The organism is Halovulum dunhuangense, from assembly GCF_013093415.1.
GTDB classification, from domain to species: domain Bacteria; phylum Pseudomonadota; class Alphaproteobacteria; order Rhodobacterales; family Rhodobacteraceae; genus Halovulum; species Halovulum dunhuangense.
In genome coordinates this window covers 955207-971086 of the sequence record NZ_JABFBC010000001.1, presented here as the reverse complement: position 1 = coordinate 971086, position 15880 = coordinate 955207, and the positions used below count along the sequence as shown (strand labels likewise).

The following is a 15880-nucleotide window of genomic DNA, read 5'->3' as shown; positions in this document are numbered from 1 at the left end:
CTGCGCATGCGCCCGCTTCTCCTTGCCCTTGTCCCGTTCCTTGCCGGCCCCGCCCTCGCGGCCTGCCCGCCAGTGGACGACCGCGCGGACCTGCGGGCGGAACTCCTGACCGGCATCCTGAACGCCGGGTCCGAGGCCGAGGCGCGGCAACTCTCCGACCGGCTCTGGCAGGTCTGGACGACGGCGCCCGACAGCTTCGCGCAATCGCTGCTCGACCGCGGCATGAGCCGGCGCGAGGCCTATGACTTCGCCGCCGCCGAGGAAATCTTCGACGAGCTGATCGCCTACTGCCCCGACTATGTCGAGGGCTACAACCAGCGCGCCTTCATCCGCTTCCTGCGCGAGAATTACGACGGCTCGCTTGCGGATCTCGACGTGGTGCTGGCAGCGGACCCGTTCCACTTCGCGGCACTTTCGGGCCGGGCGCTGAACCTGATGCGGCAGGGCCGGATGGATCTGGGCCAGCAGGCGCTGCGCGACGCCCTGCGGCTGAACCCGTGGCTGCCCGAACGCAACATGCTGATCCCCCAGCCCGGCGACAGGCTGTAGCGTCAGACCAAACGAGCCATCCCCGTTACAGGCAAGCGCCTGACACACGGCGCCAGTGCCTTGCAGGATGCGGCTAGCGCCCCGCGCTGCATCACCGCGCCAACGACAGCTCGTCCAGCCATCCACCGTTACCGGATATGGAAGGGGTCGCAGGCCTGGCCCGCCCATTGCGGCATCGTCCTTGCGTGGTCGCACCTCGCTCGTGATGGAAGCGCGTCGCGTTTCTGCCATCGTTCCGAAACGACATCCGCTCCAAGCCTGCGCGCCCCGGCCGCCGTGACATCGGCCGGGGCAGGACCTGTTCAAGCCGCTAACGGTCTGCCCGCCGGTCCATCAAGCACGGCGCTCAGCCAGCAGCACCCAGACCCAGCCAGCGCCCAGCCAGCATCGCGGCGACGGCCGTAACCCCGGTCAGCGTCATGCCCCAGCCGGTGTCGATCGCGACAATGCTCCAGCTCCAGCCCTTCAGGGTGGACATGTTGGTGAACTCGTAGGTGCCGAAGGCAAGGAACCCCAGCAGCGCGCCGTTCAGGAATGCCAATTCCACCGCCCCCTCGCGCAGGCCCGGCAGGCTGCAGAAATAGAGAACCCCCACGATGTAAAGCAGGTAGAACCCCGCCGCGGCGGCGTAGTTCACATCGGGGCGCAGCATCGCGCCGACATGCCGTTCGAACAGCGGCCGCATCACGTTGGTCAGCCACACGGCGTCGATCGCCAGGAAAACCAGCAGCCCCACCAGATAGGTTCCGACATAGGCCATCGCATGCTCCTTACCTGCCCCGGCCCCACCAGCTAGCACGGGCAGGCGGCGCGGCCAGCACTCACGCGATAAGGCTGCGGTCCGCGCCCGCCGCCTGCGCCGAGATCAGCGCCTGGTCGGCCCGGTCCAGCAGCGTCGCCCGCGTATCCCCCTCGCGCAGCGCGGCACCGCCGAAGCCCACCGACAGCGGCGCCAGGGGCCGCCCGTGGTCCATTCCCGACCAGTCCGCGCAGCGGAACCGTCTTCGCACCTGTTCGGCCAGCAGCAGCCCCGCCGCCGGATCCGCTTCCGGCAGTACGATCCCGAACTTCGCGCCGCCGAAGCGCGCGCCCACCTGCGTGCCCCGAATCTCGCGCGAAAGCTGCTCGGCGAACAGGCGGATCACCCGGTCCGACGTGGTCAATCCGCAATCCCGCGACACCTGGTCCAGCCCGTCGATGCCCGCCATCAACACCGTCAGGCTAAGCCCCCGCTGGCGCGCACGAAAGATCGCGTCGTCCAGATGCTCGTCCAGCATCCGCCGGTTCGGCAGCCCCGTCAGGTAGTCGGTGTTCGACAGCCGCCGCGTCTCGATCAGTTCGCTTCTCAGCTTGGCCACCTGCGCGCGGCTTTTCTCCAGCTGAAGCTGCAAGCGCTGGGTCGCCAGCAACTGGCTCTGGTTCGCCCGGTGCAGTTCGCGGATCACGTCCGTCACCTCGCGCTTCGAGGTGCCCTGCATCAGGCTGTTGCGCGCGGTCCTGAGCGTTCCGGAAAAGGCGCCATGCTCGCGGATGTTCTCGTCCATGGCATCGGTCATCCGCCCGATCGTGCGCTGAAGATCGGCACCGATCGCGCTCAGCGATTCGTCGGCGGCGGTCGGGCAGAGATGGTCATGGTAAAGCGTCGTCAGCCAGTCCGTCCGGATCGCCTGCCCGGTGTTCATCGCCCGGTCCAGCGCCTGGTTCACCGCGGCGCAGGACCGCGCGGCGTAGACATACCACACCTCATAGACCGCGGGCGTCAGCGCCGTGTCATGGGTCTGTGCAAAGCCGATGGCCCGCGCCGCGATCTGGTCGCCCCCGACCTGCGGATAAAGCGAATCGCCGATAAGCTGCGGCCTTGTTTCCGAGTGCATCCGTTCCCCGCCCCTGGTTGACCTGCGCCTGCCTCCGGACATAGCGGCGGGGTGTTTAAGACGCGGTAAAGCCGCCGGCTGAAACCGGCGGCCCTGTCGACGGAAATCGCGAAGGCCTCAGCCGCCCAGGCACCAGCGCATGATCGCCTTCTGGGCATGAAGGCGGTTCTCGGCCTCGTCGAAGATGACCGAATTCGGCCCGTCCATCACCTCCGATGTGGCCTCCTCGCCGCGATGCGCCGGCAGGCAATGCATGAACAGCGCCCGGTTGCCATTGGCCTCCATCAGCTCGCGGTTCACCTGGTAGGGGCGCAGCAGGTTGTGCCGCCGCTCGCGCGCGCTCTGGGCGTCGTGCATCGAGATCCATGTGTCGGTCACGATCAGGTCCGCGCCATCCACCGCCCTGGCCGGGTCCCGCTCGATCCGCACGGTCGCGCCCTTTTCCCGCGCGAAGGCCACCGCCTCGGCGCCGGGATCCAGCACCTGCGGCCCGGAAAAGGTCATGTCGAAGCCGAACTGCCCGGCCGCATGCAGGAAGCTGGCGCAGACATTGTTGCCGTCGCCGCACCACACCACCTTTTTCCCCGAGATCGGCCCGCGATGCTCCTCGAAGGTCAGGATGTCGGCCATGATCTGGCAGGGATGGCTTGCGTTGGTCAGCCCGTTGATGACCGGCACCGTCGCGTGCTCGGCCAGTTCCTGCAACGTCGCCTCCTCGAAGGTGCGGATCATGATCATGTCGACATAGCGCGACAGCACCCGCGCCGTGTCGGCGATGGTCTCGCCATGACCCAGCTGCATCTCCGAGCCGGTCAGCACCAGCGTGGCGCCGCCCATCTGGCGCACGCCCACGTCGAAGGACACGCGCGTCCGGGTCGAGGGCTTCTCGAAGATCAGCGCGACCATGCGCCCCGCCAGCGGCTGCGCGTCGTCCGGCGCGCCCTTGGGCCGCCCGGTGCGCGCGGTCTTCATCGCGCGCGCATCGTCGATGATGGCGCGCAACTCGGCCGGGTCGGTGGTGTGGATGTCGAGGAAATGTCTCATGCAGCCCCCTCCAGCGCGGTCGCGGCGGCATCCAGCCGGTGCAGCGCCTCGTCCACCTCTGCCTCGGTCAGGTTCAGCGGCGGCAGGATCCGCACCACGTTGTCGCCGCCGGGCACGGTCAGCACATGCTGGCCATAGCCCGCGTTCACCACGTCGGTGTTGGTGCGGACGCATTTCAGCCCCAGCATCAGCCCCTCGCCGCGCACGCTCTCGAACACGGTGGGATGAGACGCGACCAGCCCCTCCAGCCCCTGCCGCAGGCGCCCCGCGGTACGGCTGACATTGTCGAGAAAGCCGTCCTCCAGCATCACGTTCATCACCTCGATGCCGACGGCGCAGGCCAGCGGGTTGCCGCCATAGGTGGTCCCGTGGGTGCCGGCGGTCATGCCCAGCGCAGCCTTTTCGGTGGCAAGGCAGGCGCCCAGCGGAAAGCCCCCGCCGATGCCCTTGGCCACCGCCATGATGTCGGGGGCGACGCCCGCCCATTCATGCGCGAACAGCTTGCCGGTGCGGCCCATGCCGCACTGGATCTCGTCCATGATCAGCAGGATGCCCTTCTCGTCGCACAGCTTGCGCAGCCCTTGCAGGCAGTGCCGCGGCACCGGGCGGATGCCGCCCTCGCCCTGCACCGGCTCGACGATGATGGCGGCCGTCTCCTCGGTGATGGCGGCATGCAGCGCGTCGTGATCGCCAAAGGGCACATGGTCGAAGCCGGGCAGCAGCGGCCCGAAGCCCTTGGTCAGCTTTTCCGACCCCGCGGCCGAGATCATCGCGATGGTCCGCCCGTGGAACGAGCCCTCGAAGGCGATCATCCGATGCCGCTGCGGCTCGCCCTTCGCGTGCCAGTACTTGCGCGCCATCTTCACGGCGCATTCCATCGACTCGGTGCCCGAGTTGGTGAAGAAGACGGTGTCGGCAAAGGTGTTCTCGACCAATAGCTCCGCCAGCGCCTCCTGGTTGGGCACGCGGTACAGGTTCGAGGTGTGCCACAGTCGTCGTGCCTGGGCCTCCAGCGCGGCCACGAGCCGGGGGTTCGCATGGCCGAGGGCGACGACGGCGATGCCGGCCCCCATGTCCAGATAGCGCTCACCGGTCTCGGAAATCAGCCAGGGGCCCTCGCCTTCCACGAAGGAAAGCGGTGCCCGTGCATAGGTCGGCAGGACGGGCGAAATCACGACGACTGCTCCTTTGTCTGAGGGGTCCGGGGCGATCCCGGACGGTCTGGAAAATATCCGGGGAAATCCCCCCGGACAGGTCAATGCAATGCGCCCCGGAGCCGCTTCCGCGGAGCCGGGGCGCGCATCCTTGATGGCGCAAAGCCCCAGATGTGTCAATTCGCCCCGGCATAGGCAGCCGCGCGCGAATCCGCTAGCGTCTGTGCCGGATCAAAGATGCAGGATGGACCCATGCGCAGCCCCTTGCCCCGTGCCCTCGCCCTTGCGGCGCTGATCGCCGCCCCACTCGCAGCCCAGGAGCCGACCGCCGCCGACCCCACGGCCGAACCCCCGGCCGAGGGCCAGGCCGAGGCGCCGGTCGAAGCCGCCCCGCCGCCCCCCGACTACAACGGCAGCGCCAGCGGCGCGCTTTCGGGCGCCGCCTTCAGCACCCAGGTGGTCTGCGAGGGCTTCGGTAGCGGCGGCCCCGTCACCGTCAAAAGCGACCCCGGCGCCCCGTCGGGCGAGGACGGCAATGGCGACGGCACCATAGTGGACGTGCAGGCCGATCCCTCGGGCAGCATCTCGTTCACCCTGCTTGCGGGCAGCAACAAGATCAGCCTGTCCGACAGCGGCGCCACCGTCACCGGCGCGGGCCTTGCCTATGGCATGACCATGACCTTCGTGGGCGGCGACGAGGAACGGGTCGACCTCACCGTCACCTGCAACTGAGCCCTCAGGGCTTCAACCGGTAGCCCGAACGGAACCAGGACCAGGCCCAGAACCCGAGGGCCAGGTCCACCACGACCAGCACCCCAAGGCCGAAGGCCGGCGCCGTATCCGAGACGCCGATCACCCCGTAGCGGATCCCGTCGATCATGTAGAAGAACGGGTTGGCGTGGCTGATCGCCTGCATCCAGCCCGGCAGCACGCTGATCGAATAGAAGGTGCCCGACAGGAAACTGAGCGGCGTCACCACGAAATTGGTGATCGCCGACATGTGGTCGAACTTGTCGGCCACGATCGCGGCAAGGATCCCCACCAGCGCCATGAAGGCGCTGCCACCCAGCACGAAACCCAGCGCCCAGAGCGGATGCGCGATGCCGAGCCCGATCACCGGGAAGATCGCCACCGCCACGCCAAGGGCCACGAACAGCCCCCGCGCGATGCCGCCCACCGCGTAGCCGACGGTCAGTTCCACCGGGCTCAGCGGCGGCATCAGCGTGTCCACGATGTTGCCCTGGATCTTGCTCACCAGCAGCGACGACGAGGTGTTGGCAAAGGCGTTCTGGATCACCGTCATCATCAGGATGCCGGGGGCCAGGAAATGGATGAACTCGGTATCCGCCTGCCCGCCCGAACGCGCCGCCAGCGCCAGCGAGAAGACGACCATGAACAGAGCAGCGGTGGCCACGGGGGCCAGCAGCGTCTGCAGCCAGACATTGCTGAAACGCAGCACCTCGCGCAGGATCAGCGTCCACAGCCCCAGCAGGTTGAACCGGCCGAAGCGGCGTTCTCCCATCGGGCGGGCGTCGGTCGGATGCGTCATGCGGGGCCTCCTCTGACTTTCTGGCGGGATCTGCGAAACTTTACCGGGCCCGCTTGTAACGGCCTGAGCAGCGCTTACAATAGGGCCGGTCATCACGCTCCCTGCCGTTCGGCGGGGCCGTGCGTGTTTGCCCCTGAATGATGGCGGAGTTTGCGATGTCCTGGACCGATGAGCGCGTGGAAATCCTCAAGGCGATGTGGACCGAAGGCAAGTCCGCCTCCCAGATCGCCAAGGAACTGGGCGGCGTGACCCGCAACGCCGTCATCGGCAAGGTCCACCGCCTCGGCCTGTCGAACCGCACCCCCGCCCCGGCGCCGAAGCCCGCCGAGGAACCCGTGGCCCGCCCGGCCGAGGCCGCGAAGCCGCGCACCGCCAATCCCGGACCCGCGCGCGAACCCGCCGCCGCGAAAGAACAGGCCACCCCCCATCCCGCGCCGAAGCCCGCGCCGGTGGCCGCCAAGGATCCCGCCCCGCGCGCGGCGAAGCCCGTCGCCGTCGCCGGCCAGCCGCTGCCGCCGCAGCCCAGCCAGTCCGAGATTTCCGAGGAAACCCGCGCCAATCTCGCCGCGCTCGAAAAGCGCGCGCGCAAGCTGACGCTGATGCAGCTGACCGAGCGTACCTGCAAATGGCCGATCGGCGACCCCGCGACCGAGGATTTCTGGTTCTGCGGCCACCCGACCCAGCCCGGCAAGCCCTATTGCGAGACCCATGTCTCGGTCGCGCTTCAGCCGATGTCCAGCCGCCGCGACCGCCGCGCCAGCCGGTAAGGGGCCCGGCGACCGCCGCCAGCGAAAGCCCGCCAGCCGATGATCGCCTTCGACAACAGCTACGCCCGCCTTCCCGACCGCTTCCACGCGCGGCTGGATCCGACGCCCGTGGCACGGCCCGGCCTGATCCGCGTGAACCAGGCGCTCGCCCGCGATCTCGGCATCGACCCTGCCGCGCTGGAAAGCCCCGAGGGCGTGGCGGTCCTTGCCGGCAACCGCGTGCCGGACGGCGCCGAACCGCTGGCCATGGCCTATGCCGGGCACCAGTTCGGCGGCTGGGTGCCGCAGCTGGGCGACGGCCGCGCGATCCTGCTGGGCGAGGTGACCGCTACGGACGGCCAGCGCCGCGACATCCAGCTCAAGGGCGCGGGCCGCACGCCCTTTTCGCGCATGGGCGACGGGCGCGCCTGGCTTGGGCCGGTGCTGCGCGAATACCTCGTCTCCGAGGCGATGGCGGCCCTGGGCGTGCCCACCACCCGCGCGCTTGCCGCCGTCACCACCGGCGAGACGGTCCTGCGCGAGACGCCGCTCCCCGGTGCGGTGCTGACCCGGGTGGCCGCCAGCCATATCCGCGTCGGCACCTTTCAGTATTTCGCCGCCCGCAACGACATCGACGGCCTGCGGCTGCTGGCCGACATGGTCATCGCCCGCCACTATCCCGACCTGACCGCGACGCCCGGGCCCTACGCCGCGCTGCTCGACGCGATCATCGGCCGTCAGGCGCGGCTGGTCGCCCAGTGGATGGGGACGGGCTTCATCCACGGGGTGATGAACACCGACAACATGGCCGTCTCGGGCGAGACGATCGACTACGGCCCCTGCGCCTTCATGGACGGGTTCGACCCCGACAAGGTGTTCAGCTCGATCGACCGCGGCGGGCGCTATGCCTATTCCAACCAGCCGCACCTCGCGCAATGGAACCTGGCGCAACTCGCCTCGGCCCTGCTGCCGCTGATGAACCCCGACGACCGCGAAGCCGCCGTCCCCGCCGCGCAGGCGCTTGTGGACGGCTTCACCGACCGCTTCCGCGCCGAATGGCTGGCCGTCTTCCGCGCCAAGATCGGGCTGGGCGATCGCGTGGAACCCGAGGACGAGGCGCTGATCGCCCGGCTCCTGACCGCGATGGCCGAGGCAGGCGCAGACTTCACCGCCACCTTCCGCGCGCTGGGCGAGGGGACGCCCCTGCCCGCGGCCCTTGCCGGCTGGCACGCCGACTGGACCGCCCGCCTTTCCCGCGAGGGCGCGACGCCGGAAAGCCGCGCCGCCGCCATGAACCGCGTGAACCCCGCGATCATCCCGCGCAACCATCTGGTGGAGCAGGTCATCGCATCCGCCGTCGAAGGCGATTTCGCCCCCTTCCACGCCATGACCGTGGCGCTGGAACGCCCCTTCGACGCGGCCCCCGACAGCGCCTACCGCACAGCACCCCTTCCCGCGCAGGAAGTCGCCCGCACCTTCTGCGGGACCTGAGGGGCTCAGCCCGCGCTGTAGGTCTCGTCCAGCGCGTAGCCGCTCGCGCGCACGGTACGGATCGGATCCCGCTCCTTGCCGCGGTTCAGCGCCTTGCGCAGCCGGCCCACATGCACGTCCACGGTGCGGATCTCGACATAGACATCCGTGCCCCAGACCCGGTCCAGCAGCTGCTCGCGGCTGAACACGCGCCCCGGACGGCTCATCAGCACGTCCAGCAGGCGGAACTCCGTCGGCCCCAGATGCACGTCGCGCCCGGCCCGCCGCACCCGCCGCGTTTCCCGGTCCAGCGTGATGTCGGCGAATACCGCCACGTCGCCCGCGATGGTGGGCCGCGTCCGCCGCAGCACCGCGCGCATCCGCGCCACCAGTTCCGACATCGAGAAGGGCTTGGTCACATAGTCGTCCGCCCCCAGCTCCAGCCCGCGGATGCGGTCCTCCTCCTCGCCGCGGGCGGTCAGCATGATCACCGGAATGTCCCGGGTCGAGACCTGCGCCCGCAGCTGGCGGCAGATTTCCACCCCCGAGACGTTGGGCAGCATCCAGTCCAGCAGGATCAGGTCCGGCTTTTCCTCGTCCACCGCGATCAGCGCGTCGTCGCCATCCGCCGCCAGGGCCACGTCGAAGCCCTCCTTGCCCAGGTTGTAGCTGAGCAGGTGGCTGATCGCGTCCTCATCCTCGACAACAAGCACCTTTGCGCACATGACGCGGTCACTCCTCAATCGTCATCAAGGCCGAGCGGCTCGCCCTTGGGACGCTCGTCGCCCAGGGGCTCACCCTCGACGATGTAATGGATCATCTCGGAAATATGGGTGGTATGGTCGCCGATCCGTTCCAGGTTCTTGGCGATGAACAGCATCTGCGAGCCGGCGGTGATCGTCCGGCTGTCTTCCATCATGTAGGTGACGACCTCGCGGAACAGGGCGTTGTACATCTCGTCGATGTCCACGTCCTTCTGCCAGACCGCAACCGCCGCCTGGGTGTCGCGCGCGCTGTAGGCGTTCAGCACCTCCGACAGCTGCGCCTGGGTCGCCCGGCCCATCCGCAGGATCGAGCTGGTCACCTTGACCGATCCGTTCTTCTTGAAGCTGCGCGTCCGCTTGGCGATGTTCTTCGCCAGGTCGCCGATCCGCTCCAGCGTGGTGGCGATCTTCAGGGCCGAGATCAGCACCCGCAGGTCCTGCGCCATCGGCTGGCGCAACGCGATCAACTGGGTGGCGGCCTCCTCGACCTCCATCTCCAGCTGGTCCAGCTTCTTGTCGCGAAGGATGACCTTTTCCGCCAGCGCGTCGTCGCGCTTCTCGACCGCGTCCAGCGCATTGGCCAGAAGTTCCTCGGCCAGCCCGCCCATCTCGGCGATGCGGGCCTGGATCAGCATCAGGTCATGGTCAAAGGCCGATACGATGTGCTTGCCGGAAGAATATTCGCTTGCCATCTCTGCCTCCCTCAGCCGAACCGGCCGGTGATGTAGTCCTGCGTCCGCTGATCCTCGGGATTGGTGAAGATCTTGGGCGTGTCGCCGTATTCCACGATATGGCCCAGGTGGAAAAAGGCGGTCTTCTGGCTGACGCGCGCGGCCTGCTGCATCGAGTGGGTCACGATCACCACCGAAAAGCTTTCCCGCAACTCGTCGATCAGCTCCTCGACCTGCGCCGTCGCGATCGGATCGAGCGCCGAGCAGGGCTCGTCCATCAACAGCACCTCGGGCCCGGTCGCCACCGCCCGCGCGATGCACAACCGCTGCTGCTGGCCGCCCGACAGCCCCGTGCCGGGCGCGTCCAGCCGGTCCTTGACCTCGTTCCACAGCGCCGCGCGGCGCAGCGACTTCTCCACCAGCTCGTCCATCTCGGCCTTGTTGCTCACCAGCCCGTGGATCTTCGGCCCATAAGCCACGTTGTCATAGATCGACTTCGGGAACGGGTTGGGCTTCTGGAACACCATCCCCACCTTGGCGCGCAGCTGCACCGGGTCCACCCGCCGGTCATAGATGTCCTGCCCATCGAGCGTGATGCGCCCGGTCACCCGGCAGATGTCGATGGTGTCGTTCATCCGGTTCAGGCAGCGCAGGAAGGTGGACTTGCCACAGCCCGACGGCCCGATGAACGCGGTCACCGTGTTGTCCAGTATATCGACATCGACGCCCTTGATGGCCTCGTTGTCGCCATAGAAGACATGGATGTCCTCGGCCTTCATCTTCACGTCGCGGTGGTTGAGGCCGTGCTCGCTCATGCGCATGCTCGTCATTTGTTTCTCCATTATCTCAACTCACCAACGCCGTTCAAAACGATTTCGCAGGAAGATAGCCAACGCGTTCATGACGACCAGGAAGCCCAGCAGAACGAGAATGGCTGCGGATGTGCGGCTGACAAAGCCCCGCTCCGGGCTGTCGGCCCAGATGAAGATCTGGGTCGGAAGCGCGGTCGCGGAATCGAAGGGTGTGGCGGGGGCGGAGGTGATGAAGGAATTCATCCCGATCAGCAGCAGCGGTGCGGTTTCGCCCAGCGCCTGCGCCAGCCCGATGATCGTGCCGGTCAGGATGCCGGGCATCGCCAGCGGCAGCACATGCCCGAAGACCACCTGCTGCTTCGAGGCACCGACGCCCAGCGCCGCCTCGCGGATCGACGGCGGCACCGCCTTCAGCGCCGCGCGGGTCGCGATGATGATCGTGGGCAGCGTCATCAGCGCCAGCGTCAGGCCGCCCACGAAAGGCGCGGATCGCGGCAGGCCGAACCAGTTGAGGAACACGGCCAGCGCCAGCAGGCCGAACACCACCGACGGAACCGCCGCAAGGTTGTTGATGTTGATCTCGACCAGGTCGCTGAACCTGTTCTTCGGTGCGAACTCCTCCAGATAGATCGCAGCCCCGATCCCCACCGGGAACGACAGCAGAAAACAGACCATCAGCGCGTAGAACGAGCCGATCAGCGCGCCCTTCAGGCCCGCAAGCTCGGGAAAGCGCGAGTCGGCGTTCACGAACAGGGCCGTGTTGAACGGCCGGCTCACCGCGCCATCCGCCTTGAGCTGGTCGAACCACGCGATCTGCGCGTCATTCAGACGGCGGTTCGCCTCTGGCGTGTCCCGGTCGATAAGCCCCTTCTCCAGCAGGTCGTAGGGATCCGACACCGGAACCTTCAGGCTGATGGTCTGCCCGATCAGCTCGGGGCTGTCCTCGACCGTATCGCGGATGGTGAACTGGGCCCCGTTGCTCAGGATGTCCCCCAGCGCGCGGATGTCCCGCGGCTCGGTCACGTCGGGGAACCGGGCGGTCAGCGTGTTCTGGATGATGGTGCGATAGTTGCCGCGCGCGGCATTCTCCGGGCTGATCAGCTCCGGATCCAGGTACACGTCCAGCGTCACATGCGTCTGCCGAAAGGCCGAGGCCCCGGTGCTCAGCAGCGATGCGACCAGGATGAACAGCATCAGGAACGCCACGGTGATCGACCCGATCCCCATGACCTGCAACCAGAGCTGCTTCTTCTTCCGTTTCTTCAGCCGCGCATCAGATGCGGCGTTGGACCAGTCGAACCGGTCGGCGGAGATATCGGTCATGCCGCGCCCCTCAGTCGTAGATTTCGCGGTACTTGCGCACGATGCGCAGCGCCAGGATGTTGATGCCCAGTGTCACCAGGAACAGCATCATTCCGAGTGCGAATGCAGCCAGTGTCTTGGGGTTGTCGAAAGCGGTGTCGCCGATCAGCAGGGTCACGATCTGCACGGTCACCGTGGTCACGCTGTCCAGCGGGTTCACGGTCATCTTGGCGATCAGCCCCGCCGCCATCACCACGATCATCGTCTCGCCGATGGCGCGGCTCACGGCCAGCAGGACGCCGCCCACGATCCCGGGGATCGCCGCCGGGAACATGACGTTCAGGACCGTCTCGGCCGGGGTCGCCCCCAGCGCCAGCGCCCCGTCGCGCAGGCTGCGCGGCACCGCGCTCAGCGCGTCATCGGCAAAGGACGAGATGAACGGGATCAGCATGATCCCCATGACCCCGCCCGCCGCCAGCGCGGTGTTGGGCGACACGTCCAGTCCCAGCGACTGCCCGAAGGACCGGATCGCGGGCGCTACGACCAGGATCGCGAAGAAGCCGTAGACCACGGTCGGCACGCCGGCCAGGATCTCCAGCACCGGCTTCACGACCGCGCGCACCCGGCGCGAGGCGAATTCGTTCAGGTAGATCGCCGACATCAGGCCGATGGGCACGGCCACGATCAGCGCGACCGCCGTGATCACCAGCGTGCCCAGGAACACCGGCAACCAGCCGAAAGCGCCCTCCGCCGCGATCTGATCCTCGCGGATCGGGATCTGCGGCTCCCAGTTGACGCCGAACAGGAAATCCACGACCGGGACCATCTGGAAGAAGCGGTAGGTCTCGAACACCAGCGACACGACGATGCCGACGGTGACGAAGATCGCCACGACGGCACAGGCCATCATCATCTTGTAGACGATGGATTCGACGCTCTGGCGGGCGCGGAAATCCGCGTCCACCCGGCGACGCGCAAACAGCATCGCGCCGATGGCGATCACGGCGACCATCGCCACCATCAGGTAGCGGGCCGTCTGGTTCATCGCGACCAGCCGCTCGGCGGCGTCCAGCTTCCACGGCTCGGGCTCGCCGAAGATGCGGCCACCGGCGATCGACTTGATCTCCGACAGGATCAGCTGCGTCTCGCCGATGCCCAGGCCGTCAAGCGTGCCCGACGGCAGGCCCGCCATCACCAGCCGATCGACCACGGGCCCCTGGAACAGCAGGAAGACGACCAGGAAAACGAAGGACGGGACCGCAACCAGCAGCCCCGAATACATGCCGTGAAACCCGCTCAGCGAATGCAGTCGCGCCCCGCCGCTGCGCAACGACTGGGCGGCGCGCAGGTTCAGCACATAGCCCAGGATCGCTGCGGCAAGAAGAAGAACGAAGGCTATCAGCGTCATGTGGTTTCCCGTTCGCAAAAGGCGCCGCCCGCGGGTACGGGCGGCGCCATCGTTACGCCTTTGGCGGTATTACTTGGCTTCCATGGTCGCACCGGCCAGCACGGCCTCGCGCAGGGCGGTCCGCTGATCGTCGGGCAGCGACACCAGACCGCGCTCGGCCAGGTAGCCGGTCGGGGAAAGCGCCGCTTCCGACATGTACTCCTCGACGAACTCCTGCATGTTCGGGATCACGCCGCGGTGCGCGTTCTTGATGTAGAAGTACAGCGGGCGCGAGATCGGGTACGAGAAGTCGCCGATCGTATCGACCGACGGCTCGACCCCGTTGATGTTGACCGCCTTCAGCGTGTCGAGGTTCTCGTAGAGGAACGAGTAGCCGAAGATGCCGACGGCGTTCGCGTCCGCGTTCAGGCGCTGAACGATCAGGTTGTCGTTCTCGCCGGCCTCGACGAACGGGCCGTCGGTGCGCATGCGCGAGCAGTTTTCCTCGACCCAGTCGCCATCGAAGCCGCCGTTCTGCACGAACTCCAGCTCTTCACAACCGGCATGCATCGCCAGTTCGACGAACGCGTCGCGGGTGCCCGAGGTCGGCGGCGGGCCGTAGGCCAGGATTTCCACGTCGGGCAGGTCGGGGTTGATTTCCGACCAGCGGGTGTAGGGGTTGTCGGCCCACTCGCCGTTCACGGGAACCTGCGCCGCCAGGGCCAGGTACACTTCCGAAAGGGTCAGGTTCCAGTCGTTCTCGCTGGAACGCGACACGGCCATCGACAGGCCGTCATAGCCGATCAGCGCCTCGGTGATGTCGGTCACGCCGTTCTCGACACACAGGGCATATTCGCTGGAGGTCATCGCGCGCGACGCACCGGTGATGTCCGCATGGCTCTCGCCGATGCCACCGCAGAAGATCTGCATGCCGCCACCGGTGCCGGTCGACTCGACGATCGGCGCGGGCGCGCCGGACTGGTTGGCGAACTCTTCGGCAACGGCCTGGGAGTAGGGGAACACCGTCGAGGAACCGACGACGCGAACCTGCTCGCGGGACTGCGCGTTGGCAGAGGCGGCGATGATGGCGCCGCAGGCGGCAAGGATCAGGGTGTTGGTGTGCTTCACTGTAGTCTCCCGGAATACCTGGGGTTTCGACTGTACGGGGGTGATCCCCCGTCGCGGCGCAACCTAGGCTCTGCCCGTGAGGCTTTTATTGCAGTTTCACGACAGTATTATGACGCCCTAACCCTTTGATCTGAAACGACCCCCACGGGAATCTCCGGGTTTGTGACGTCTTCCGCCACGCGCGGGATCCAGATTGTGAAGCGACTCCCCTCGCCCAGGCGCGACTTCACGTCCAGCGCGCCGCCGTGTCGTTGCAGGATATGCTTGGTGATCGCCAGCCCCAGCCCGGTGCCGCCCAGTTTCTTGCTCTTTCCGGGGTTCACCCGGTAGAATCGCTCGGTCAGGCGCGGGATGTGCTCGCGCGCGATCCCCGGGCCGTCGTCGATCACCGAAATCCCCAGGCAGCCCGGATAGCGGGCGTCGGGCTCGGCCTCTGACACCCGCACCTTCTGCCCGCTGCCGGAATACTTGATCGCGTTGTCCACCAGGTTGACCATGACCTGCGCGATCTGGTCCCGGTCGCCCAGCACCTGCGGGTTGCCCGGACCGCGCGGCAGCTCGATCTGGAGGATCACGTCGTTCTGGCTGGCCTGCGGGAACAGCGCCGCCGCCGCGTCCGCCGCGATCCCGAACAGGTCCACCCGCTCCTCGGGACGGACATGCGCGTCCATCTCGATCCGGCTCAGCGACATCAGGTCGTCGACCAGCCGCTGCATCCGCGTCGCCTGCGCCCGCATGATGCCCAGGAACATCTCCCGCGCCTCCGGGTCGTCCCTGGCATGGCCCTGCAACGTCTCGATGTAGCCCAGGATCGAGGCCAGCGGCGTGCGCAGCTCGTGGCTTGCATTGGCGACGAAGTCGGACCGCATCTCCAGCATCGCCTTGTCGCGGGTGCGGTCCTCTATCTGCACGATCACCTGGTCCAGATCGCCGAACTCGTCCACCGCGCCCGCCGGCAGGAACCGCGCCTTGGCCTCGAACAGGCGCTCGGGCTTGCCCATCATGGAAAAGGTGAATTCCTGGTCGCGCCGCTCGCCCAGCGCGCTTTCCACCGCATCGACGAAGGCGGGGGTGCGGATCATCGCCGAGAAATGCGCCCCCGGCCGCGCCTTGGGCAGCAGGCTCTGCGCCGCCGGGTTGGCATAGCTCAGCACCCGGTCGGCGGAAATCACTATAAGCGGCGCCGGCATCCGGTTCAGCAGCGTGCGCCCGAAGCCCACCGGCAGCGCCGGGCTCAGGCCGGGCGGCAGCGCCGGCTGCGGCTCGGGCGTGGCCGCGGGCCGCCGCCCGCCCGCCAGCAACGCCAGCATCCCCGCACCCGCCAGCACGAAGACCTGGCCCCAGGCGCTCAGCCCCATTGCGGGCGCCGCCAGCACCACCACGACGGCCGCCAGGAAGAACCCGCCAAGCTGCATCTGCACGCGCGACAC

At 67.7% G+C, this 15880-nt stretch carries 16 protein-coding genes; 4 read left to right on the top strand and 12 right to left on the bottom strand.

Features of this window, described 5'->3' with window-relative positions; all coding sequences use genetic code 11:
• Positions 1 to 6: 6 nt before the first annotated feature.
• Complete coding sequence (locus HMH01_RS04810; protein WP_171322995.1) at positions 7 to 549, top strand: tetratricopeptide repeat protein; 543 nt, start codon at positions 7 to 9, stop codon at positions 547 to 549.
• Positions 550 to 895: 346 nt separating this feature from the next.
• Here HMH01_RS04810 and HMH01_RS04805 read toward each other — a convergent pair whose 3' ends face one another.
• The 4 genes from HMH01_RS04805 to HMH01_RS04790 all read right to left on the bottom strand — a co-directional run bounded on the left by HMH01_RS04805 (position 896) and on the right by HMH01_RS04790 (position 4642).
• Complete coding sequence (locus HMH01_RS04805; RefSeq protein ID WP_171322993.1) at positions 896 to 1309, bottom strand: DUF2177 family protein; 414 nt, start codon at positions 1307 to 1309, stop codon at positions 896 to 898.
• Positions 1310 to 1370: 61 nt separating this feature from the next.
• Positions 1371 to 2423 (bottom strand): GGDEF domain-containing protein, encoded by a 1053-nt coding sequence (locus HMH01_RS04800; protein ID WP_171322991.1) that lies wholly within the window; start codon positions 2421 to 2423, stop codon positions 1371 to 1373.
• Positions 2424 to 2540: 117 nt separating this feature from the next.
• The gene (gene argF, locus HMH01_RS04795) at positions 2541 to 3467 is read right to left on the bottom strand and encodes an ornithine carbamoyltransferase (RefSeq protein ID WP_171322989.1); all 927 of its coding nucleotides are present in this window, start codon (positions 3465 to 3467) and stop codon (positions 2541 to 2543) included.
• Complete coding sequence (locus tag HMH01_RS04790; RefSeq protein ID WP_171322987.1) at positions 3464 to 4642, bottom strand: acetylornithine transaminase; 1179 nt, start codon at positions 4640 to 4642, stop codon at positions 3464 to 3466. The genes argF and HMH01_RS04790 overlap by 4 nt, the downstream gene beginning before the upstream one ends.
• Positions 4643 to 4873: 231 nt before the next feature.
• On the opposite strand from HMH01_RS04790, the gene HMH01_RS04785 reads away from it, so the two are divergent.
• Positions 4874 to 5353 carry a hypothetical protein gene (locus tag HMH01_RS04785; protein ID WP_171322985.1) on the top strand — a complete coding sequence of 160 codons (480 nt, stop codon included), beginning with the start codon at positions 4874 to 4876 and terminating at the stop codon, positions 5351 to 5353.
• A gap of 4 nt (positions 5354 to 5357) precedes the next feature.
• Here HMH01_RS04785 and HMH01_RS04780 read toward each other — a convergent pair whose 3' ends face one another.
• A complete protein-coding gene (locus HMH01_RS04780) occupies positions 5358 to 6170 on the bottom strand; it encodes an ABC transporter permease (protein WP_246237275.1) in 813 nt (270 codons plus the stop codon).
• Positions 6171 to 6325: 155 nt separating this feature from the next.
• On the opposite strand from HMH01_RS04780, the gene HMH01_RS04775 reads away from it, so the two are divergent.
• Positions 6326 to 6937, top strand: coding sequence for a GcrA family cell cycle regulator (locus tag HMH01_RS04775; RefSeq protein ID WP_171322983.1), 612 nt, complete (start codon positions 6326 to 6328; stop codon positions 6935 to 6937).
• A 39-nt stretch (positions 6938 to 6976) separates the two neighbouring features.
• The gene (locus tag HMH01_RS04770; RefSeq protein ID WP_171322981.1) at positions 6977 to 8407 is read left to right on the top strand and encodes a protein adenylyltransferase SelO; all 1431 of its coding nucleotides are present in this window, start codon (positions 6977 to 6979) and stop codon (positions 8405 to 8407) included.
• 5 nt (positions 8408 to 8412) lie between these two features.
• On the opposite strand, the gene phoB is transcribed toward HMH01_RS04770, so the two are convergent.
• The 7 genes from phoB to HMH01_RS17990 form a co-directional block, all read right to left on the bottom strand.
• Entirely contained in the window at positions 8413 to 9111 is a 699-nt protein-coding gene (gene phoB / locus HMH01_RS04765) for a phosphate regulon transcriptional regulator PhoB (RefSeq protein WP_171322979.1), read from the bottom strand.
• Positions 9112 to 9125: 14 nt separating this feature from the next.
• Entirely contained in the window at positions 9126 to 9842 is a 717-nt protein-coding gene (gene phoU / locus HMH01_RS04760) for a phosphate signaling complex protein PhoU (protein ID WP_171322977.1), read from the bottom strand.
• Between the two features lie 11 nt (positions 9843 to 9853).
• Positions 9854 to 10636: a phosphate ABC transporter ATP-binding protein PstB gene (pstB, locus tag HMH01_RS04755; protein WP_425483598.1), complete on the bottom strand. Its 783-nt coding sequence runs from the start codon at positions 10634 to 10636 to the stop codon at positions 9854 to 9856.
• A 36-nt stretch (positions 10637 to 10672) separates the two neighbouring features.
• Entirely contained in the window at positions 10673 to 11956 is a 1284-nt protein-coding gene (pstA, locus tag HMH01_RS04750; protein WP_171322973.1) for a phosphate ABC transporter permease PstA, read from the bottom strand.
• 10 nt (positions 11957 to 11966) lie between these two features.
• The gene (pstC, locus tag HMH01_RS04745; RefSeq protein WP_171322971.1) at positions 11967 to 13343 is read right to left on the bottom strand and encodes a phosphate ABC transporter permease subunit PstC; all 1377 of its coding nucleotides are present in this window, start codon (positions 13341 to 13343) and stop codon (positions 11967 to 11969) included.
• A 69-nt stretch (positions 13344 to 13412) separates the two neighbouring features.
• Positions 13413 to 14450, bottom strand: a complete 1038-nt coding sequence (locus HMH01_RS04740) for a substrate-binding domain-containing protein (protein WP_171322969.1) — start codon at positions 14448 to 14450, stop codon at positions 13413 to 13415.
• Positions 14451 to 14557: 107 nt separating this feature from the next.
• Positions 14558 to 15880 carry an ATP-binding protein gene (locus HMH01_RS17990; protein WP_171322967.1) on the bottom strand — a complete coding sequence of 441 codons (1323 nt, stop codon included), beginning with the start codon at positions 15878 to 15880 and terminating at the stop codon, positions 14558 to 14560.